Genomic DNA, 20,285 nt, shown 5'->3' with positions numbered 1-20,285 from the left:
AGTAAAACTCTTTTTGCGATTTCTGGAACTAAATAATACAATGATTAAAGCGGGTTACTCCAAGACGATACATATGGGGGATTTTATGAATCTAAGTGATCTTTTTTTTCACATTCTGTATTGTAATTATAGATACTTCAATGATCCCAAGAGAAATTGGAGCAAGCTTGTCAGAACCCTTCAGCATCATGAACTCCTCTTAGTGACTGGTGGGAAGGGCAGTTTTATGATCGAACACAAAAGGTATTCGTTTAAAGCGGGTATGTTATTCTACATTTCTCCAGGGGTTAAGCATTCAATAGAGATCGATGCTGAAGATCCCTTATGCTTTCTGTCCGTTCATTTCAACTATGCGAAGGTAAGCATGAATGAAGAGGAATGGGGAATTAATGGTCATGTAAGAACGCTCCATCTTCAAGCGGTAAATGAATTGAAGGATTATTATCAGGTAGAAGATATCTTCGGAACAATGATTCAAAGCTGGAATACCAAGCTGCCGGGATATGAATTTGTAGCGAAGACTTTGTTACAGCAGCTTATCATCGCGATTGCTCAAAATACACAAAAACAAAGTCAAAATTATTCCACTTCCTTAAAGGTGGAAAAAATCATTAACTATATGCATCAAAAGCTCAATCATAAAGTGAGCTTGAGTGAATTGTCAGAATTAGTACAGCTGTCACCTGCTTATTTGTCGAGAGCGTTCAAAGAAATCACAGGTTATTCGATCATAGAGTTCTTTAATAAAATGAAAATTGATAAAGCGAAAGAGCTGATTCTCGAAGGAGACATGAAAATCAAAGAGGTTGCGCAAACCCTTGGTTTTACGGATGAATTTTATTTCAGCAGAATTTTCAAAAGAATGACAGGCATCAGCCCCTCGGAATTTCACAGCAAAAATGTCCATGGAGTTTAGAATAATGCATGGTATATAGCCAATCTGACTGTTAATATGAGGTTGTTATTGTTAGCAGAAAGAAGGCTTTTTTGTATGCCCATGTGGAAAAGGAATTTAATTGTTTGCTGGTTCGGTATGTTTGTAACAGGTGTGGGAATGAGTCAGATTGCGCCAGTCTTGCCACTTTACATTAAGCATCTTGGCGTAGAAAATGCTGATTCCATTACTCAGTTTTCTGGCCTTGCGTTTGGGATTACCTTTATTGTTTCAGCTATATTCTCACCCATTTGGGGGCAGGCGGCAGATAGGTTCGGGCGTAAACCCATGCTTTTACGTGCGAGTCTTGGGATGGCGATCGTTATAAGCTGTATGGGTTTTGCGCCTAATGTGTATGTATTAATTGCTCTTCGATTACTTCAGGGCACAATTACAGGGTATAGTACGGCTTGTACTACATTAATCGCTACTCAGACGGATAAGGAACATGCAGGTTATGCTTTAGGAACACTTTCAACGGCTAGTATTGCAGGTGCTTTGCTAGGTCCTACGATTGGCGGTTTTATTGCAGAGAACATGGGTTTACAAAGTTCATTTTTTGTTACGGGTGGACTGATGCTCGTTGCCTTCATTACAACTGCTTTGTTTGTGAAGGAGTCTTTTCATCGTGAAGATAAAAGAACGCTTAGTATCAAGGAAGTCTGGAGCAGTGTTCCAGAGAAGAGTCTAACGCTCACTTTGTTCGTAACCTTCTTTATTCTAACGGTTGCTTTATACTCTGTAGAGCCGATTATTACGGTATATGTGAGTCAGCTATCCAAGAGTGCTAACCATGTGGCTCTGCTTGCAGGGATGACCTTCTCCGCTTCAGGACTGGCTAACATCATAGCTGCTCCAAGACTTGGTAAGCTGTCTGATCGAATAGGTGCTCAAAAGGTCATTCTAGTTGCGCTTATAGCTGCAGGGCTTCTGTTTATTCCACAAGCGTTTGTGCAGAATCCTTGGCAGTTAATGGGTCTTCGTTTTCTACTAGGTTTAGCGGCAGGTGGTTTAGTGCCTTCTGTTAATATCCTTGTTAAGAAAATCACGCCGGATGCTCTTACTGGCAGAGTATTTGGACTTAACATGTCGGCAGGTTATCTAGGCACATTTGCGGGCTCGGTATTAGGTGGGCAAGTGGCAGCCTGGTTGGAGATCCGGGATGTATTCTTTATTACGAGTGCGTTGTTGTTGATAAATGCAGGTTGGGTATATTTTAATGTGTATAAAAAACTTAGTATAAATAGGAGAGAAAACAATGGAAGAATTAAAGAGCTCAGAAACTGAATGTATGGATGCAAAGAAAACGGCACTGGTCGTAATCGACTTGCAAAATGGAATTGTTAACATGCCTAATAAGGCACCGCATACAGGTGAGCAGGTGGTTCAGAAAGGCTGTAGTTTAGTTCAAGCCTTCACTGAAAAGGGGGCATTTGTTGTACTTGTTAGAGTATCATCGCTAGATGGATATGATATGTTAAGGCCTCAAACAGATTTAAAGATGAGTGCAGCAGCCTTTCCGTTTCCGGAAGGCTGGGATACTCTTGTGCCTGAATTAGCCAGTTTCAAAAATGCACATGTGATATCTAAACGTCAGTGGGGTGCATTCTTCGGAACAGATCTTGATTTGCAGTTACGTCGCCGCGGTATAGATACGATCGTATTGTGTGGTATATCTACATCCATCGGTGTGGATACGACAGCTAGAGAAGCTTATCAGCTTGGTTACAATCAATTTTTTGTGGAGGATGCTATGACTGCCTCTACTAAAGAGGAGCATGAGTATGTGTGTAAAACTATTTTTCCCCGCATGGGTAAGATTCGGTCGAGCGATGAAGTGATTTCCATGTTAAAATAGTATAAATAACCCTCATGACAATCTCTGCGATAACAGAGTAATCATGAGGGTTTTTTGTGGGAATTGTATACTTACATAAAGATGAGGAGTAGGATTCCCGCCAAGAAGCAGTAATAAGAAAAATACTTCAAATTACCCTTAGCCATAATCCCCATAAACCAGCGCATAGAGAAATAGGTGACGATTAGTGTAGTAATAAACGCAATCAAGTATGGAATCGCCAGCTGCGAGCGGTTAGGATCGTGGGCAATATCAGATACGCCCATGACAAGTCCGCCCAAACTGACAGGGATATAAAGCATAAAAGAAAAGCGTAAAGCAGTTTCTTGTTTCATTCCCACAGCGATGGAAGAGATGACAGTTGCACCAGAGCGACTTATTCCGGGAATAAGAGCGACTGCTTGGGCAAGTCCGACGATAACTGCATCCTTCGCCTTTAAGTCACCATCTTGTTTACGGCCACGCAGGTTACGGATCAACCATAAAGCTACCCCTGTAACAAGCAAGGCAATGGATACGGTATGAACTGATGAGAAGATATCCTCAATCTGATCCTTAAAGAGTAGTGCAACAATTACAGCAGGCAAAGTGCCAATGATGATGTACAAAGAGAATAGAAAATCCGACTTATATTCCTCTTTGCGGGTCAGAATAAATTGAATGAATCCAGTGATCAATCTTCCAATATCTTTTCGGAAAATAAAACAAATCGCAATTAGTGAAGCCGTATTTGTTAAGATTTCAAAGGATAGCCCATTCTGTTTTAAACCTAGCAATTTCTGTGCAATGATCAAATGGCCGCTCGAGGAGACGGGGATTGGCTCAGTTGCCCCTTGAACAAACCCTAGTAACAAGTATTTAAGCCACAGTATAATATCTTCCATTTTACCTCCCAGTATTTTTGTAATCTTACTCATCATATCGCATTCTAAAAAGAAATGACAATAGAACCATCGTGCCATATTCAGTTGAAGGAGTTATACTAATTCATAAGACTATTAAATGAGGTGGAATTATTTGTAGTACATTACTCAAAATTCATCGGCAGGACATTCCGAAAGCCGCCAGTGTGCTGGCAGAAGCCTTCGCAAAGGATGATCCGTTGTATCAGCATATTTTGCCAGATGAAACAACCAGGCTCCGCGTATTAAATATTTTTTTTCATCGTTATATTGAAATGCTGTATCCATATTCGGATTTATTAACGACGTCAACTAATTATGAAGCTGTCGCCTTAGTGTTTCATTCGGAGCGTCAAACGGGGACGTTGATTGCGAACCTTAACTATACGAAACAAATTGGGCTTGCGATTATTAAGTGTTTACCGATTTGCCGAATGATTGGTGTACGAGGGTTTTTTCGAGGGTTATCCATATTGCGCAGTATGAGTTCCTTATGGTTATCTATGTTTGGGGATCAGAAGTATTTGCATTTAGATATGCTTGCAGTGCAAGAACGTTACCGTGGACAAGGCTATGTATCAAAGATCATGAAGCCGCTGCTCGCCGAATGCCTTGAGAAGAACGCATTATGTACGTTAGAGACACAGACGCTAAGTAATCTTCCCATCTATGAGCATTATCAATTCCGCACGGTTAAGGTTATCCCTTTACCCAACAGTACATTAGAGCAGTATTGTATGGCGTATACTCCAAGTGTTACTGAGTAGTTATTAAAACGGGGCGTCCCATTCAGCCATTTCATGGCTTTTGGGGCAGCCCTTTTTTGCGTACTCTACAATGGGAAGAGGGAAAACCTCCCTATAATTTAGCTGACTTTTTTTGATCATGAACTATATTGCGCAGCAGGGATGATTATTTTTATGGCTGTGCCATAACCTGGCTCGCTTTCAATGTGGATACCATAAGGTGATCCAAAGAGCAGCTGAATTCGATCATGAACATTCTGGATGCCAATCCCTGATAAATGATGTTTTTTGCGTACATTCACCTGCTCAAGAGCGTTCGGCATCCCTATACCATCGTCCATAATTTCGATGATTAAATGCTCATCCCGCTGGGAGATGAAGATTTGAATATTGCCGCTAACGTATCCAGGGAAAGCATGGAAAAACGCGTTTTCCACAAAAGGCTGGATGATCAGCTTGGGGACCAACAGCTCCGTACTGTCTTCAGAAATCTCAAAGTGGACACCGATTTGATCACCGTATCTGATCTGATTGATAAATACATAATGCTTTAAAGTCTCCATCTCCTGTTTTACAGTAATCATATCCTCAGTAGATCCTAAGGTATTCTGAAGCATGGAGATGAGGCTATCGATCGTTTGATCCACCTGTTGGGTCCGATGCATGTTGGCTAAATATTTGATCGAACTCAGCGTATTATACAGGAAGTGAGGGTTGATTTGCATTTGCAGAGCATTGAGATCTGCCTTCCGGCGTTCCTGCTGTTCGTAGACAACTCTTTCGGTATACCGGTCAATTTCTCTAATCAGATGATTGTAGGCTTTGGTTAATACATTAGTCTCATAGCTGCCATCTTCCTGCAAGGGATGCAATTTCAGACTGTCCCCTTTGGATGTTTTCATCGTATTGACTAACTGATTCAGGGGCTTAATGATTCGTTTACTAAGCCAATAGACAAACAACATGCTAATCACCAGTACAATGCTAACTACCTTGATGATTTCGTTTGAGATTGTATATAGCGGCGCAAATGCAGTTAATTGATCAACCTCCTCCATAATGTAGGCATTAAACTCCGGAAGGAAATACGAAATATAGGTTTGTTTATTTTCTGAATTTGTGACGATACCTCCTTGCTCCACAGCGTTCATGGCATTCAATAGAAGAACGGAATTATACGTGCTTATGGAATCCTTATTGCTGCTGGAGAGAATCGTACCCTCTGCTGAGATAAGCGAGATATGAATGCCTTCCGAAATGTAGGGGCTGTATTTAAGATAGATGTTAAGCTCGTCCATAACAACGGCTGTATATCCGTACATTGAACCGGAAGCACTATCTACCAAAGGTTTCGTAGCAAAAATATAGTTTTTATAGGGTACAGTTTCTTTGAAAAGATCTGAACTGCTATGATATTGAATTCGATTGGGGATAACTCCATTAATCGTCATATAATCCGATACGATTTCATCCGGTATTTTATCCCATTTCAAGTTATTGCTTGAATAATGGCGTCCTCCTTTTCCCGGCATTGCCGAAACAATGATATGGGAGTTATCGGGACTGAGGTAATCTTTGTAGATATCAATATATCTTCCAAGACTCATGACCAGATTGGTATGCTCAAGTGAGGTCAGAGCCGGCTTGGTAATATAATTTTTAAATTCAACACTACTGTTTATCTGCAGCATCGTATTCACAACCTGGTCATTGTATCGCAGTAGATCATTCTTTACCAAATTCATATTGGCGGATGAATTCTGCACGACTTGATTTAGTAGAATCCGCTCTGAAATTTTCGAGGAGGCCATGGTAAGGATGAAGGAGATTACAAGAATCCCCATTAACATAAGGGTTAGAATTTTGATAAAGATACTATTCTTACGAAGCAAGCCGTTCACCTGTCTTTACTGGGAGATTTGAGTACGGAACTCCACAGGAGTCTTTCCAGTCATTTTTTTGAATACCTTCGAGAAATAATTATGTTCTGAGAATCCGGTTAAACGGCTGATTTCTGATACGGTTAAATTAGGGTCCAGCAGCAGTTCTTTCGCTTTATCTATTCGCACCCTGCTGATATAAGTAGTTAAATTCTCTTGCGTTCGCTGTTTGAAATAAGAGGAGAGGTAACTATAGTTAAGATGCAAGGTATTTGCCATTTCTGATAATGAGATTTCATTAGCATAATGTTTGTTGACGTATTCATAAATCTGGTGCAGAATCATCGATTGTTGATCTGATTGTTTCATACTGGATTTCAGTGCATCTAGGAATTGTATCAAAATACTCTCTAATTCACTGATGCTATAGGCTAAATCAATGGTTTTAAATAACTTTAGTCTGGACGAACCAAGCTCAGAAATGGGCTGCTTAATATGCTCAAGTGTACTCATTGCCGTATAGATGAGATTTTGACATAAACGTTTCAAGCTATATTCGTCATAGTCCTGTGTAGATAAGATTTTCAGGAAAAACGCTTTCAATTGTTCTCTGGCGTCATCTATAGCCAAAATCCGTAAGAATGAAGTAAACTGGTTCAGGTCGAAAGATACCTTTTCGCTAGGAATGAGAATTGCATTTTCCGGAACTACTACTTGTGTTGGGAAATAGATCAGTTTGCCAAGGTATGGTGTTAATCGCAAATGGGCTTCCTTAATCTGTTCTAAACCGGAAAATGGATTGGAAAGAATAAATGAGATATACAGAAGCTTTTCTTTCACGGCCTCAGCTAATGATTGAATGGATGTCGTTATATTTTGAGCTGCAGTCTCTTCATAGTTTAAGAGAATTAGAAATTCAGTCTTAAGGAATATAAAAGAATAGGTTAAGTTGTTAGATAAATGTTGCTTCGCCAATGAAAGAAGGAGCTCCTCCATTTGGTTTTGACTCCACTCTGTTCTGGACAGAAGTAAGCTGTTGCTGACTTTTGCCAGCATAAAGCAATTTCCTCGGAAATATTTTGTGAGCAAGTCTTTAGATTCTTCATTTGGTAACGCATCATGTTCAAACCATTGGGCAAGGATCAACGAAATGTCCAGATTAGGACGAATATTACCGGATGTATGTAAGTTCACTGAACCACACAATGTCTGGATTAAAGTTATAAGCTCAGCAGAAGAGACTTTCGGTTTGAGTAAATAATCAGTAACGCCGTATTTAAAGACTTCCCGAACATAATCGTATTCACTGTAGCTGCTTAATACGATAATTTTAATTTCCGGATATTTCACTTTCATGATTTTTGAGAATTCTATTCCATCCATAACTGGCATCACAATATCGGTGATGACGACATGTGGACGAGTGGATTCGATATGGTCGAGCGCTTCTTGGCCATTTGAGACCTGGGAAACGATTTCAATTCCATAATTGCTCCAGTTACATAAATGCATAATCCCCGTCCGAAGGATGGCTTCATCGTCTACGATCATCACCCGATAGGTTGAAACGTTATTGTTCATAGTAGGACACCCCGTTATTTCTCTTGTTGTATTTTTCTCATCATATAACAATCTTTCATATTACGGTAGGAATCTGGTTTGAAAAGCTATATACAAATAAAAAGTGCTATCGACCATAATTTTTACTAGGAAAAAAATAACATTTATTAAATAAACAATAATTAATACTAAGAAAGAACGAATGATTATTATACTTATCATTTTGAATTCTCTAAAATTAGGTTCAAGCGTTAAATAATGAACCGCTTACATTCAAAGTCAAAAGGGGTTGCAGAAATTGAAAAAATGGTTATCAGTATTGCTCTTAGTATCATTGACAGCAACAGTACTCGCTGCTTGCGGGTCATCAAATTCAGCGGAGAAAAATGAAAGCGGTACTACTAAGAAAAAAGTGATCGCTTGGGCCTGGGACCCTTCCTTTAATGGTGCAGCTTTAAAGATCGCTGAAGATCTTTACAAAAAAGAAAATCCTGATTTTGAGCTAGAGGTTGTTGAAATGGCCAAAACGGACTTGGAACAAAAGCTGAATACTAATCTGGCAGCAGATGTTAAAGACGGTCTTCCAGATATTATTCTGGTAAATGATCCTAATATTCAAAAATATGTAAACTCATATCCAAATACCTTCGCAGATTTTGGTGACAAGATTGATTACACTCAATTCTCTCCATACAAGGTCGATGCACTTAAGGTAGACGGTAAAATGTATGGTGTTCCTTTTGATATTGGTTCAACAGGTATGTTCTACCGCTCGGATTATCTGGAGGAAGCAGGTTTTACGGATGCAGACTTACAGAATATCACTTGGGATCGTTATATTGAGATCGGTAAAATTGTAAAAGAAAAGACGGGCAAATACATGGCGACCATTAATCCCAATGATGAAGCCTTAACCTCCATTCTTCTGCAATCGGGTGGATCGTGGTACATTACACCTGACAATAAAGGAAACTTTGTTAATAACCCTGTAATGACAGAGACCCTTCGTGTATACAAAGCGATTTCTGATTCCGGGATTGCTAAGCCTGTTACAGGCTGGAGTGAATTTGTAGGCAGCTTTAATGCTGGTGATGTAGCTACAGTAGTATCGGGAGTGTGGCAGGTATCATCTATCATGGACGCTAAAGATCAAAGTGGTAAATGGAAAGTAGCGCCAACGCCAAGATTAGGAATTGATGGTGGTGTTAATGCATCGAATGAAGGCGGTTCCAGCTGGTTCGTGCTTGATGGCTCAGCTAATAAAGATCTTGCGATTGATTTCCTGTCCAAAACAGTGGGCTCCAGCAGTGAATTCTACGAGCGATTCTTGACGGAAAATGGCGGTGTGGGTTCCTTTATTCCGGCATTCTCCAGTGAGGCTTATGGTCAAACCTCAGAGTTCTTTGGTGGTCAAGCTATCTACAGCGATTTCACGAAATGGTCTACAGAAGTTCCGGGGATTTCTCTGGGAATGTATACACAGGAAGCAAAAGATGCACTTAAAAATGAATTGCCAAACATTCTGAATGGCGCGGATTTGACGCAAAGCTTAGCTAACATCCAAAAATTGTTCGAACAACAGGTGCAATAAATATAAAGTTAGCAGGTGGGGATAGGATATGGAGAAAAAGTGGAATAAATCTACTATCGCGGGATGGCAGTTCGTATTATGGCCTTCACTGATCATAATGCTGTTTAGCTTCTATCCCATGATTCAATCATTACTGTTATCATTTCAATCAGGGAAAGGGACTGTGTACAGTTTTGTAGGGCTCAAAAACTATGTGCGTCTATTCTCCGACCCTATGTTTAGACAAGCGGTCTCGAACACTTTATTATACCTGGTTATTCAGGTGCCGATTATGTTGTTCTTGGGCTTAATCATTGCTTATTTTCTTAATATGCCTGGTTTGCGCTTTAAGGGGTTTTATCGTACGGCGATTTTTCTCCCGTGTGTAACCTCATTGGTGTCTTATGCAGTCTTGTTCAAAAGCATATTCTCTGTAGACGGTATTCTCAACCGTATGCTTATGTCCATTCATTTAGTGAGTGAGCCTGTTGGATGGCTCACTGATCCCCTTTGGGCACGTATTGTTATTATTCTAGCAATCACATGGCGTTGGACGGGTTACAACATGATTTTCTATTTATCTGCTATGCAAAATATTGATCCTAGTGTGTATGAGGCGGCTTCTATTGATGGAGCTTCTAAGACTCGGCAGTTCTTCAGTATCACTACACCAATGTTGAAACCAATTATTTTGTTTACAGCAATTATCTCAACGAATGGTACGCTGCAATTATTTGATGAGGTCGTTAATATTACCAATGGTGGACCGGGTAACTCGACAATGACGATATCGAATTATATCTATAACCTATCGTTCGTATATACTCCTAACTTTGGTTATGCGGCTACAGTCTCCTATGCCATTGTAATCATGGTAGCTGTGTTGGCATTTCTTCAACTTAAGGTGGGAGGCGAAAAAGATTGAGCAAGCTAAATAAATCAGTCATTCATTTCTTTTTAATCATAGCGTCTGTCATTTCTCTATTTCCTTTTGTATGGATGCTTATTGGGATGACGAATACTTCTTCGGATATAGTAAAAGGAAAATTCTCGTTTGGCTCAAGCCTTTCCGATAATGTAAATCATTTATTCGGCTCGACCAACCTTGGCCAGGCGTTCTGGAATTCTGCTCTGATCGCGGTCGTGGGTACCCTCCTAACATTGCTGCTTAGCTCGATCGCAGGGTATGGATTTGAGATTTATCGGACGAAAGGTAAAGATCGCCTGTTTGGTATTCTAATGCTCTCCATGATGATGCCGTTTGCAGCGATCATGATTCCACTGTTCCGGATGTTCAGTAAATTTGGAATTTTAAACACGCCTGTAGCCGTTATTCTGCCTACCATTACAACCGCGTTTATGATTTTCTTTTTTATGCAGAATACCAAATCCTTCCCGCGAGAATTGCTGCAAGCAGGTCGTGTGGATGGGCTGGGTGAATTGAGATTATTCACAAAAGTGTATATGCCAACCATGAAACCAACCTATGCGGCAGCAGCGATTATTACATTCATGAGTAATTGGAATAACTTCCTGTGGCCGTTGATTGCACTCCAAAGTCAGGATAAGAAAACACTGCCTTTGATCGTGTCATCGTTAGCTTCGTCTTATAATCCAGATTATGGCATGATTATGGTTTCCATAGTTATCACTACATTGCCGACAGTATTAATCTTCTTCTTGCTGCAGAAACAATTTGTACAAGGGATGCTCGGATCTGTGAAGTAGCAACAAAATGATATAGTAGGGACGGGGGCATTTAATTGTCTCCGTCCTTATTAGATTTTGTTTAACAATAAATAGCATAACCTTCGAAGGATTGATATAATAGAAACATATATTCGCGTACTTCAGAACCCTATACGGATGTATACGGGTTTTATTTTTGTTTAGTAGCATACTAGAACTGATGGCGAGGTTGGCAGAAAGATGAATTGGTCGGATTTTGGCGAACGAAACAAACGATTAAATCCCCTATGGAATCTGGGGGCTGGGATGAACCTTGGCGAAATCCAACCTTACAAAGAAATGGTGTCTTTAAGCATCTTGTTGCAGGTCTATTATTTGGAGCTAGAGTCCAATGAGAGAAGATCCAAGGAAGATATTATAGCGCTGGCTTGGACTGCACTGGAACGCTTTAATATTGCGAATCTCGGGACTACCGAATCCGTAGAACGTTTAGTGGACGGCCTGCTCTGGAGCGGAAATGGCGGAGATTTCGAATCCTACTATTATGATGATGCCGCTCGGCAAATGGCTGTGCAGAAATATAAGTATTTCATGGTGGACGAGGATGCGACCCGCAGTAGCTGGGAAGAGAACGGCAGAACAATCTATCGACTCTCCGAATACGCAATGGAGCTTATTTTTATGAGTCATGAGATTATTGAAGAGTTCCAGATCAGCATCAAGCTGCTTGAGATTCAAATGCATATTAAGCATGGACGTGTAACAAGGGCACTTCAGGATGTGAATGAGCTTATCTCCCGGGTCCGGAAGATGACCCATGAGCAGCAGGAATACAGGAATGCATTGCGCCGTAACCCGAAGCATATTTTCAGTGAATTTGGAGTGGCTCGGCATCAGCGACTCGAAGAAATTCATCAGCAGTTCGAGGAAGAACGCAAGCATTTTGATAATATTCATCGTTCTCTGGCCCGGCTTGCCAATGACGAGAAAGATGTGATCGACTTTAACGAGATACGTATTCTTTCAGAACGAGTGGAGCTCTCTAGGCGAGTACACGATGAACTGGCCGAGATAGTCTTGAACATTTTTGAGGTGGAGACTAATTTAAGATTGAACTTCCCTGAATTATTCTGGGGAGCAGCCGGATTTAACTTCCGTACTCATATCTGGGAGGAATGGGTTAAAGAAGAGGGGCTGCCAAGCGGCGACAGCCTTGAACTGCTTCTTGGCGGTTTGTTTGCTCCGAATCAGGATTTTGTTTATCCGCTTCCCTGGGCTTGGGAGGAGCAAGAGGTTGGTTTTATTCCCGAATTTGTGATGGATGAACTTGATGATGAGATAGATGCGGAGACCGTTCAATATATACCTAAGGGGATTCCTTGGACGGAAGTCGTTGAACTGTGGAAGCCTGTGTTCAATGCTCTAGCCGAGTGTGGAAGCTTTACGTTTACTGAGGAAGCTTTTACCTCGGAGGAATTAACACGTTGGGCACGTACACCGGATGCTATAGATCTATGGGTGCAGTTTTTTCATTCTGAAATTACAGTACAAGAACAAGCTCCAGGTAACAGCAACGGATCCGATGAATGCCAGTTGCTAATCCGGTATGTACTAGAGGATGATCCTCAACTGGAGAGCTTGCGCGGCAAGCTGCTGCGGACGAGCATTGCTCCAGAACCATACCCAAGGGTACGCTGGTCTGGTCTGGACATGAGTCCATATATTATTAAGATCGTGGAGAGGTGAGAGGTTACAAGCATGAGTTATACATTAGAACAGGTACAGCAAGCTTCACGGCTATTTTTTGAATTACTTCGTAAAAAAGTAATTCCTCTTGATGATCCTGCGGCGGCAGAATGCCTGCAGGACGCTGGAACATATGATGCGCTTCAATATGTTGCCAAGGAGGCAGGCTGCCGAGTGATGAATTCCGGACAACGTCTCCATCTGCTCGTCAATCCACTCGGGTCAGTGTTCGCCACCAACTTCACCCAGTTGAAGAATAAATACTCACGAATTGAGCGCAAAACTCATTTACATATCATTAATATTATCATCCTTGTTTTTTTGGCCGAGATGGACCAGGACGAGACTCATTTTAAGTCCGGACAGGACAGTATATCCTATATACAGATATCCGATCAGGTGTCTTCACTTTTTCAAGCTTGGATACAGATGGATGATGAAGGTCAGTTTAGCCAGCAGTGGCGGTTGGATATCCAAGCGATGTCGAAGGTGTGGGCTAACCTCTATATGCAAACTAAGAGTCAGGAAGAGAGCGATCTTCTGACAAGAGGCGCAGGCTCACGAATTGGGCTGATTCATGAAGGCATGAAACTCCTGGAAGAGGAGAAGCTCGTGTTCATCTCAGAGTCAGAGAAGCGCATATTCCCGCGGGAAGAGCTTTATGAGAGAATGCGGTATTTATATCATGATGTTGACCGATATCAGGAATTAAAGAAACTCATTGGACGAACTTTAGCTGAGAAAGACGGTGCTACTAATGCCGCGGATTGAACGCATACGGATTACAGGACTTAAATACGAGAAAATGCTCAAGAAATATGATGATATGATTCTGGACCTCTGCAACGAAGAGGGGCCGGCCAATACCCTTATAACGCTTATGAACGGCGGCGGGAAGGGCGTACTGCTGCAATCCATATTTCAGTTATTAATGCCCAAAACGCCATGGGGAAAAGACAGTGAGAACCAGGTTGAAGCATTTTTTCATAACCATAAAAAACAACTTAAACCTTATACCTTTCACGTAGCTATCGAATGGCATCTCGACAACAGTGAGCGTAATGAGTACATGACGACTGGTATTGCTATGACAGCACATAATTCGCTGGATCAGCAGGACATAAAAGTAGATTACTTACTGTACGCACTTACAGATTACGGTGAAGCGTCTGAACTTACCCTTTCTACGTTGCCGCTCTTTGATGAAGAGTCTGCTGAACCTACGAGTTTTGAAACGATACAGCAATTTATACGAGATCGGCGGGGAGAAATTGTACCTTTCGGTAGCCATAGCTCGGATTTAAAAAGATATTATGATTTCCTGGCTACTCGGGATATTCATATCGTCGAGTGGCGTAATATGCGGCGAATCAATGGGGAAGAGGGCGGTATTAAAGGTTATTTTAAAAAGAATGATGCCTTTACCAACCATAACTTATTCGAAAAGCTAATTATCCCTGAGATCGGCTCCAGTCTGAATGAGGGACCAAAAGAAGAAGACAATACGCTGCAGCGGATGTTTATTGACACGGCGACAGTTGCTCAACGCCTACCGATGCTTGAACAACGGGAACAAGTCTACACAGAGTTTCTTGGAATGGCTGCGCCATTATATGAGCTGGTGAAGCTAGGAGTTGAAGCAGAGAGCGCTGTTCAAGAAACTGAACTGCGTGGACGTCAGATCTATACGGTTATCTATGAAGAGCAGAAAAATGCAGAAGAAGAGCGAAGTAAGGTTGCTAATGAGCTGGCTGGGCGTTATCAGGAAGCGAAGCAATTGCGATTTGAGACAGACAATCTCAAGTATTTGCGCAGCAAGGAAGAACTGGAGCTAAAACAGGAAGAGTTCAAAAAGCTCAGTGATGATCAGGGACGTGCACGTGGGCGGCTGGACCATTCCAAGGCTCAGGAGAAAAAGCTAGAAGTGGCTCATTTCTTGGCCAAACGTATGCTCCACACACGACAAATAGAGCAGTGGCAGAAAGAAATTCAAGCCATCGAAGGTTCCTTAGAGATGAAAGAACGTCAAGAGGTCATTCTGGCGGCTAAAGAAAAGCTTCGGAAACAGTGGGATGTGGTGTTTAACCTCTGGCAACAAACGATCAGTGGGTTTGGAACCGCGGAGCGGGCTCTGACGAGTGAAGAAAAAGGTCTGCGCAAGGAGCGGGAGAGCTTTCTGCTGGAGTTAGCAGGTCTGGATATTCAGATTAATGAATTGACGTTATCTATCCGGCAATATACAGAAGAGCTTGGCACATTCGCAGCCCAGCATGGTCAAGAAGCTGCCCATACTCCGGTGGCGGCGCTTCAACGTACGATTTCTGCTGCCAAAACGATACTTCTGGATATGGAAGCGTTAGAGGAACAGCATAAAGAGGCTGAGAACCGAAAGCTGGTACAGCATAAGAATCATGCCGAGCTCAGTGAGAAACATCGCTCTTATGAACGAGAGATTGATGAGCTTGGGGTACAGCTCGATTCTCAGACCTATAAAGAATCACAGTTATGGTCACAAATCGTTGTGCTGCTGGAAATGTTTGATGAACATAATCGTTTGGGAGCTACTGGTCTTTTTGAAGAGAAGGATACGATTCAACTACGATTTATCCGCAAAATAGATGAGGTGGAGCAGCAGACTAAACGTTCTAGACGGGATTACTACAATCAGCTCATGGATGTGGAACTTCAAAATCAATCCTACTGGCTGCCGAATTCAGATATTTTGGCGGTTAAGGATACACTCGATTCGCTTAAAATTCAATCCACACCGGGCAGTTCCTATTTAAACGATCGTCCATATCTTGAACGTGAGGAAGAGCTAGAGCGTCATCCGCTTTTACCTTATAGTCTGATTGTAACCCGGCGTGAAGCTGATAAAATTAAACCGGATTTGCTGAAGGACACACTGCTAAAATCAGCGGTGCCTATCTTTATTCGTGAAGAAATGGCAGCTCTAGATCAAGTTTCTTTTAAGCTTTTAGCTAACCAAGGACCACAGATGGTACTTGAGCCAGATCGTTTCTTAAACTTTAAGAGCGGGATCCAGGCGAAGCTTAAGGAACAAGAACAGGTGCTTCAGGATGCAGAGGCTTATTTATCGAAGTTGAAATCTGTGCGTCAGGAATACGAGCGGTTATACCAAACAGAGAACACCGTGACGATTACAGTTAAACGCAATGCCCTTTTGAAACTGCAGAGTGAACTTCAGCAGCGCATTATAAGTCTGAGCAACGAGATGGATGAGAACGAGGGCACGCTTACTCGGATCGGTCGGGAAATCTCCGAGTATAAGTCACTTAGTGCTGAGCATGAGCAGAGGGCTATAGCGTTACAAGCCTGGATTGAACGTACGAAGAAGCATGAGCAGGCTCAAAAAGAGAAGAAAAATTATACAGATCGTAAGGGTCTGGTTAGCAAGGAAATGGCGAATAAAGATCAACAGCTCGAGCATCTTGAAGCGCAAATGGTAAGCCTTGGCGGAGAGCGTGAGAAGTGGATGGGAGATGCTAAGTATGCTCTATTTCCTAGACTGCAGCATTGGTTTCCTGAGATTGTATTTCCGGCATATCACCAGCTTTCAGATGATATCGAAACCACACCAATTGATCCAGTAGAACAAAATCTTCTGTTGCAGCAGCTCAGTACCGTTGAAAGTCTGCAGCAATCGTTGACGGAGAATGAGCTTGAAATTCGAACAAGAGCCGCCCAGATCAAAGCGGCCAGCGAGAATCTAACGGAGCTTGAAGTCAGCCTGAATCAAGTTGATGTGGATTGGCGGAAGGTAGCAGAACCTGCTGAATCTACCGAATCCATTATGGCTGCAAGAAACCGTCAAAAGTCGGAAACCTCTTCGTTAGAAGAAGACTATCAGATGGTTCACGACTCTTTCATCCGTTGCCAGACCGAGTTGGACAATTTGCAGAAGGAACTGCGCAAGGTAGAAAAAGGAATCAAAGAGAAACACGAGCGTGCTGTGGAGATTTGGAATGAGCCACTCGAGCAAAAAGAGACTGACATTCAAGAGCGTTTCCAAGAGAATGAGCACATTCTTAATCAGTGTAAGCGATCTTTGGAACGAATGGATGCACTCATTCAGACGTTATCCAATCAAATCAAAATCATGAATGCACATATTGAGGAACGGGTCAATCTACGGACTGTGCCAGAAGAATTAATGCTGAGTGTAAGAGAAAGCTGCGAGTCTCTCGTTGCTGACTGGCTTCTTCGGATTAAGGATAGCCGCGTTAGACGGGATGAGGTCTCCAGGAAAGTGAAGGAAGAGAAAAACTCATTAACCGGAAAACATGCCAAGAATGAACGGAATTCTGAACTGGAGACCAAGATTCTGGATCGTTTAAATACGGTGCATTGGGATAACTTCGCTATTGCTCAGCAAGTCCTAGATTCGATGTTGCGTAGTTCACGTGATCAGATTGAGAGCATTCAAAACGATAAGGAAGATATGGATCAGTCCCGTAAGATGTGGGTAGCTCGGGCTTCTTATCGTGTAGTACAAATCATTGATATTATGAAGCGAATGGAACGACGGATGATTATTCATAATGAGAATAATTATGCCTTCCCGCTGGTACGACTGAATTATAAGAATATCAATGTACCGAGAGCAAGCGATGAAGTAGAACCGATGGTGAGTGACTATTTCAATCGATGTATCCAGGAATTGCTTGCAAAATATCCAAAGATTGAACAAGTGCCAGCGGTGGTAATCAAAGAGGTTATTAATGATGGAAGAATCGTCTATGCGGCACTTCAGAATCGCTTCCCGATTCTTCAAGTATATAAACCGGTAACGGAGAATTACTTCCTCTATGCCGCTCCGGAAGACTATCATTATTCCGACTGGGAGATCATCAATCGCGGTGCGCTGGATGAGGCTGTCGGCAGTGGTGGACAGCGTCAATCTGTACAGCTGCTGGTAGCCATGATGATCATGACGCATAAACGAGTGAATCGTGAGAACAAAGGGTGGACGGTCTTTTTATATGACAATCCTTTTGGAGAAATGGTTTCTAATAACGTACTTGATCCCGTATTTGAAATTTCTAAGGCTCTCAAATTTCAGTGGCTGATTGTTACGCCGCCGGAGCTAGTGAAGAATGACGTCAGCGTTCGCTTTGGTGTGTACTGGCAGCTCTATTTCGGAGGTGTTAAAGGGGATATGTTAGAATCCACTCTAGTCAAGGGAGGAAGAAAGCTCATTCCGGTTTCGCTTTTTTGATCAGCAGCGTTTACCAGCGTCCATAATGAAAGGGGCGTACCGAAGTGGCATTAAGCTACTCCGGTACGCCCCTTTTTTCGCGTTTAGGATGAATTAGGGAAATTGTCCCTAAAATTAGCCAATTACCAGCTCAATGTGTGACTTTTTAGGGAAATCCTCCCTAATAAATTCGTGAATACCCGCCTTACGAAGGAATTACCCTGATAATTAGGGGTGTTTTCCCTAATTGTCGCTTGGAGCACGATAAATCTCACATAATTAGGGAGGTTTTCCCTAATTAGTTTTTAGATCCACTCCATATATTGGATTCTTACTTTAATTCTAGGAGATGAATGATTATTTCGGTTTGCGTTCAGAAATATAAGAGCCGGTTAGTGTCAAAAAGGTTCCCAGCAAGGTGGCCCAGGTAATCTTTTCATTCAGGATAAGGGCAGAGGCTGCCACTGTAACTACAGGCACAATATAAATGTAAACACTCGTTTTTACGGCCCCTAAGATACCTACAGCTCGATTCCAAGTAACAAAACATAAAGCTGAGGCTCCCAATCCTAAAAAGAGGATGTTGGTCATATTTTGGGTGTCTTTGAATCTGCTTAGATCCAGATGAAAGTCAAAGATAAACAAAGCCGGCAGCATAAATAGGATTCCATAAAAAAATACTTTGCGGGTAGCCCCAATCGTATGAACCTGTAAGCCGCTAATCTTACGCATTAATACAGAGTAAATGGCCCAAACCATAGGGGCTATGAAAGCCAACAGGTCTCCGATCGGGTTCAGTTTAAGAAGAAAACTCCCATTCAGCCCGATTAAAATAATTCCTGACAGCGCAATTACAAAGCCAATTATAAACTGACGATGGAATTTCTCTTCCTCTAAAAAGAAGTGAGCTATAACTGCCGTGAAGAAAGGAGCGATCGAGACAATCACGCCTACATTGGAAGCGAGGGTATATACTAGGGCAATATTCTCTAGAAGAAAATATAACGTAATTCCACATAAGCCTGCTGAAACAAAGAGCAGCTCTTCCTTAAACGACTTCGTTCGCACTGGACGTGAATAGATCAGTAACAATACAAAGTAACCCAATAGAAAGCGGAAGAACAGAATTTCAACAGGAGTAAAGTCAGTTAACAGTATTTTGGAAGAGATAAAGGTTGTTCCCCAGATTAAAATTGTAATTAGAGCCAGTAAATGTCCCGTATTAGTTTTACGTTGATCCATCATATCGTGCGATCCGTTGTTTGCCTCTGATTCGGCTGCTGACTAAAAATACGCATATATTGTTTAGGGGTTAAGCCGATCAATTTTTTGAAAAAATTTGTGAAATGGCTCTGATCACTGAACCCGGTTAGCGAGGCCACTTCTATAGGAAGTATTCCTTGTTCTAATAGTCGTTTAGCTTGGTTAATCCGAATGGTCTCCAAGTATCGATAAGGTGATATCCCTTTTTGTTTCGTAAATAAACGCAGCAAATGATATTTGCTTAAGCTTGTCAATTCACTTAATTGATTAAGAGCAATATTCTGCGCATAGTGTGTCTCTATGTATTCGCAAATCGTTTTGATTTCAGAGGTAAGGTCCTGTGAGGAATAGAAGGGTTCCGCATCGGAATATTCTCTCAGAAGCTGCTCTAGGAGAAACAGAAACAATTCCTCCTTTTGAAAATCAGTTTGATCCTCTACTATCATTTGATGTAGATCATGTAATGAGCCCGTCAGTTCACTTTGGTAAAGAGCATTAGGTGTAAACCGAGGCAAGTAGTCCATGCCGGTAATTTCAAGCACATACTTACGCATAACCTCTGGCTGAATATTGAAGGCGCGATAGTCAAAGGAACTCCCGTCCAACGGTTCACAAGAGTGGGTATCCTGCGGATTAAAGAGGATCACGTCTCCGCTGTTAAGGATATGCTCTTCATTGTTACAAATCATAAGTCTCTTGCCTTGTTCAATAAAACCAATAACGTAATAGTCATGGAAATGGTTGGGGAATTTCTGCATGATCCCTTCAAAGCGATACGCCTCAAAATTCAAGTCGCTATCGAAGACGATGGTTCGAACTTCACGAGTCACTGCTGCACCTTCTTTTCCAGTTATGTAACCCCATTATAATGTTAAAATTAGGAGCATTCTTGCACGATGTTGCGATTGCGGTTCATCAA

General features: G+C 41.8%; 15 protein-coding genes. 10 read left to right on the top strand and 5 right to left on the bottom strand.

Features of this window, described 5'->3' with window-relative positions:
• The first annotated feature begins 40 nt into the window (after window positions 1-40).
• The 3 genes from NST74_RS19020 (at window position 41) to NST74_RS19010 (ending at window position 2,792) form a co-directional block, all read left to right on the top strand.
• Entirely contained in the window at window positions 41-916 is an 876-nt protein-coding gene (locus tag NST74_RS19020; protein ID WP_341115931.1) for an AraC family transcriptional regulator, read from the top strand.
• Window positions 917-991: 75 nt separating this feature from the next.
• The gene (locus NST74_RS19015) at window positions 992-2,221 is read left to right on the top strand and encodes a multidrug efflux MFS transporter (RefSeq protein ID WP_341113839.1); all 1,230 of its coding nucleotides are present in this window, start codon (window positions 992-994) and stop codon (window positions 2,219-2,221) included.
• A complete protein-coding gene (locus tag NST74_RS19010; protein WP_341113838.1) occupies window positions 2,193-2,792 on the top strand; it encodes an isochorismatase family protein in 600 nt (199 codons plus the stop codon). Before NST74_RS19015 ends, NST74_RS19010 begins: the two co-directional genes overlap by 29 nt.
• A 71-nt stretch (window positions 2,793-2,863) precedes the next feature.
• Here the strand turns inward: NST74_RS19010 and NST74_RS19005 are convergent, their stop codons facing one another.
• A complete protein-coding gene (locus NST74_RS19005; RefSeq protein WP_076121153.1) occupies window positions 2,864-3,676 on the bottom strand; it encodes an undecaprenyl-diphosphate phosphatase in 813 nt (270 codons plus the stop codon).
• A gap of 185 nt (window positions 3,677-3,861) precedes the next feature.
• Between NST74_RS19005 and NST74_RS19000 the strand changes: the two genes are divergently transcribed.
• Complete coding sequence (locus NST74_RS19000; RefSeq protein ID WP_341113837.1) at window positions 3,862-4,461, top strand: GNAT family N-acetyltransferase; 600 nt, start codon at window positions 3,862-3,864, stop codon at window positions 4,459-4,461.
• 116 nt (window positions 4,462-4,577) lie between these two features.
• Here the strand turns inward: NST74_RS19000 and NST74_RS18995 are convergent, their stop codons facing one another.
• Window positions 4,578-6,284 carry a sensor histidine kinase gene (locus tag NST74_RS18995; protein WP_341113836.1) on the bottom strand — a complete coding sequence of 569 codons (1,707 nt, stop codon included), beginning with the start codon at window positions 6,282-6,284 and terminating at the stop codon, window positions 4,578-4,580.
• A 63-nt stretch (window positions 6,285-6,347) separates the two neighbouring features.
• Complete coding sequence (locus NST74_RS18990; protein ID WP_341113835.1) at window positions 6,348-7,901, bottom strand: response regulator transcription factor; 1,554 nt, start codon at window positions 7,899-7,901, stop codon at window positions 6,348-6,350.
• Between the two features lie 277 nt (window positions 7,902-8,178).
• On the opposite strand from NST74_RS18990, the gene NST74_RS18985 reads away from it, so the two are divergent.
• The 6 genes from NST74_RS18985 to NST74_RS18960 all read left to right on the top strand — a co-directional run bounded on the left by NST74_RS18985 (window position 8,179) and on the right by NST74_RS18960 (window position 18,124).
• Window positions 8,179-9,471 (top strand): ABC transporter substrate-binding protein, encoded by a 1,293-nt coding sequence (locus tag NST74_RS18985; protein WP_076121150.1) that lies wholly within the window; start codon window positions 8,179-8,181, stop codon window positions 9,469-9,471.
• Between the two features lie 28 nt (window positions 9,472-9,499).
• Window positions 9,500-10,375, top strand: coding sequence for a carbohydrate ABC transporter permease (locus NST74_RS18980; protein ID WP_076121149.1), 876 nt, complete (start codon window positions 9,500-9,502; stop codon window positions 10,373-10,375).
• Complete coding sequence (locus NST74_RS18975; protein WP_341113834.1) at window positions 10,372-11,178, top strand: carbohydrate ABC transporter permease; 807 nt, start codon at window positions 10,372-10,374, stop codon at window positions 11,176-11,178. Before NST74_RS18980 ends, NST74_RS18975 begins: the two co-directional genes overlap by 4 nt.
• 201 nt (window positions 11,179-11,379) lie before the next feature.
• Window positions 11,380-12,885 carry a hypothetical protein gene (locus NST74_RS18970; protein WP_341113832.1) on the top strand — a complete coding sequence of 502 codons (1,506 nt, stop codon included), beginning with the start codon at window positions 11,380-11,382 and terminating at the stop codon, window positions 12,883-12,885.
• Between the two features lie 12 nt (window positions 12,886-12,897).
• Window positions 12,898-13,656 carry a DUF6063 family protein gene (locus NST74_RS18965; protein ID WP_341113831.1) on the top strand — a complete coding sequence of 253 codons (759 nt, stop codon included), beginning with the start codon at window positions 12,898-12,900 and terminating at the stop codon, window positions 13,654-13,656.
• Window positions 13,643-18,124, top strand: coding sequence for a hypothetical protein (locus NST74_RS18960; RefSeq protein ID WP_341113830.1), 4,482 nt, complete (start codon window positions 13,643-13,645; stop codon window positions 18,122-18,124). The genes NST74_RS18965 and NST74_RS18960 overlap by 14 nt, the downstream gene beginning before the upstream one ends.
• A 336-nt stretch (window positions 18,125-18,460) precedes the next feature.
• Here NST74_RS18960 and NST74_RS18955 read toward each other — a convergent pair whose 3' ends face one another.
• Both NST74_RS18955 and NST74_RS18950 read right to left on the bottom strand, forming a co-directional pair.
• Window positions 18,461-19,345: a DMT family transporter gene (locus tag NST74_RS18955; protein ID WP_341115930.1), complete on the bottom strand. Its 885-nt coding sequence runs from the start codon at window positions 19,343-19,345 to the stop codon at window positions 18,461-18,463.
• Entirely contained in the window at window positions 19,345-20,196 is an 852-nt protein-coding gene (locus NST74_RS18950; RefSeq protein ID WP_341113828.1) for an AraC family transcriptional regulator, read from the bottom strand. Before NST74_RS18950 ends, NST74_RS18955 begins: the two co-directional genes overlap by 1 nt.
• Between the last annotated feature and the right edge of the window lie 89 nt (window positions 20,197-20,285).

The organism is Paenibacillus sp. FSL F4-0125 (genome assembly GCF_038008565.1).
Lineage (GTDB): Bacteria > Bacillota > Bacilli > Paenibacillales > Paenibacillaceae > Paenibacillus_AQ.
The sequence above is the reverse complement of the archived record's forward strand: the minus strand, read 5'-3'. Positions and strand labels throughout refer to the sequence as shown.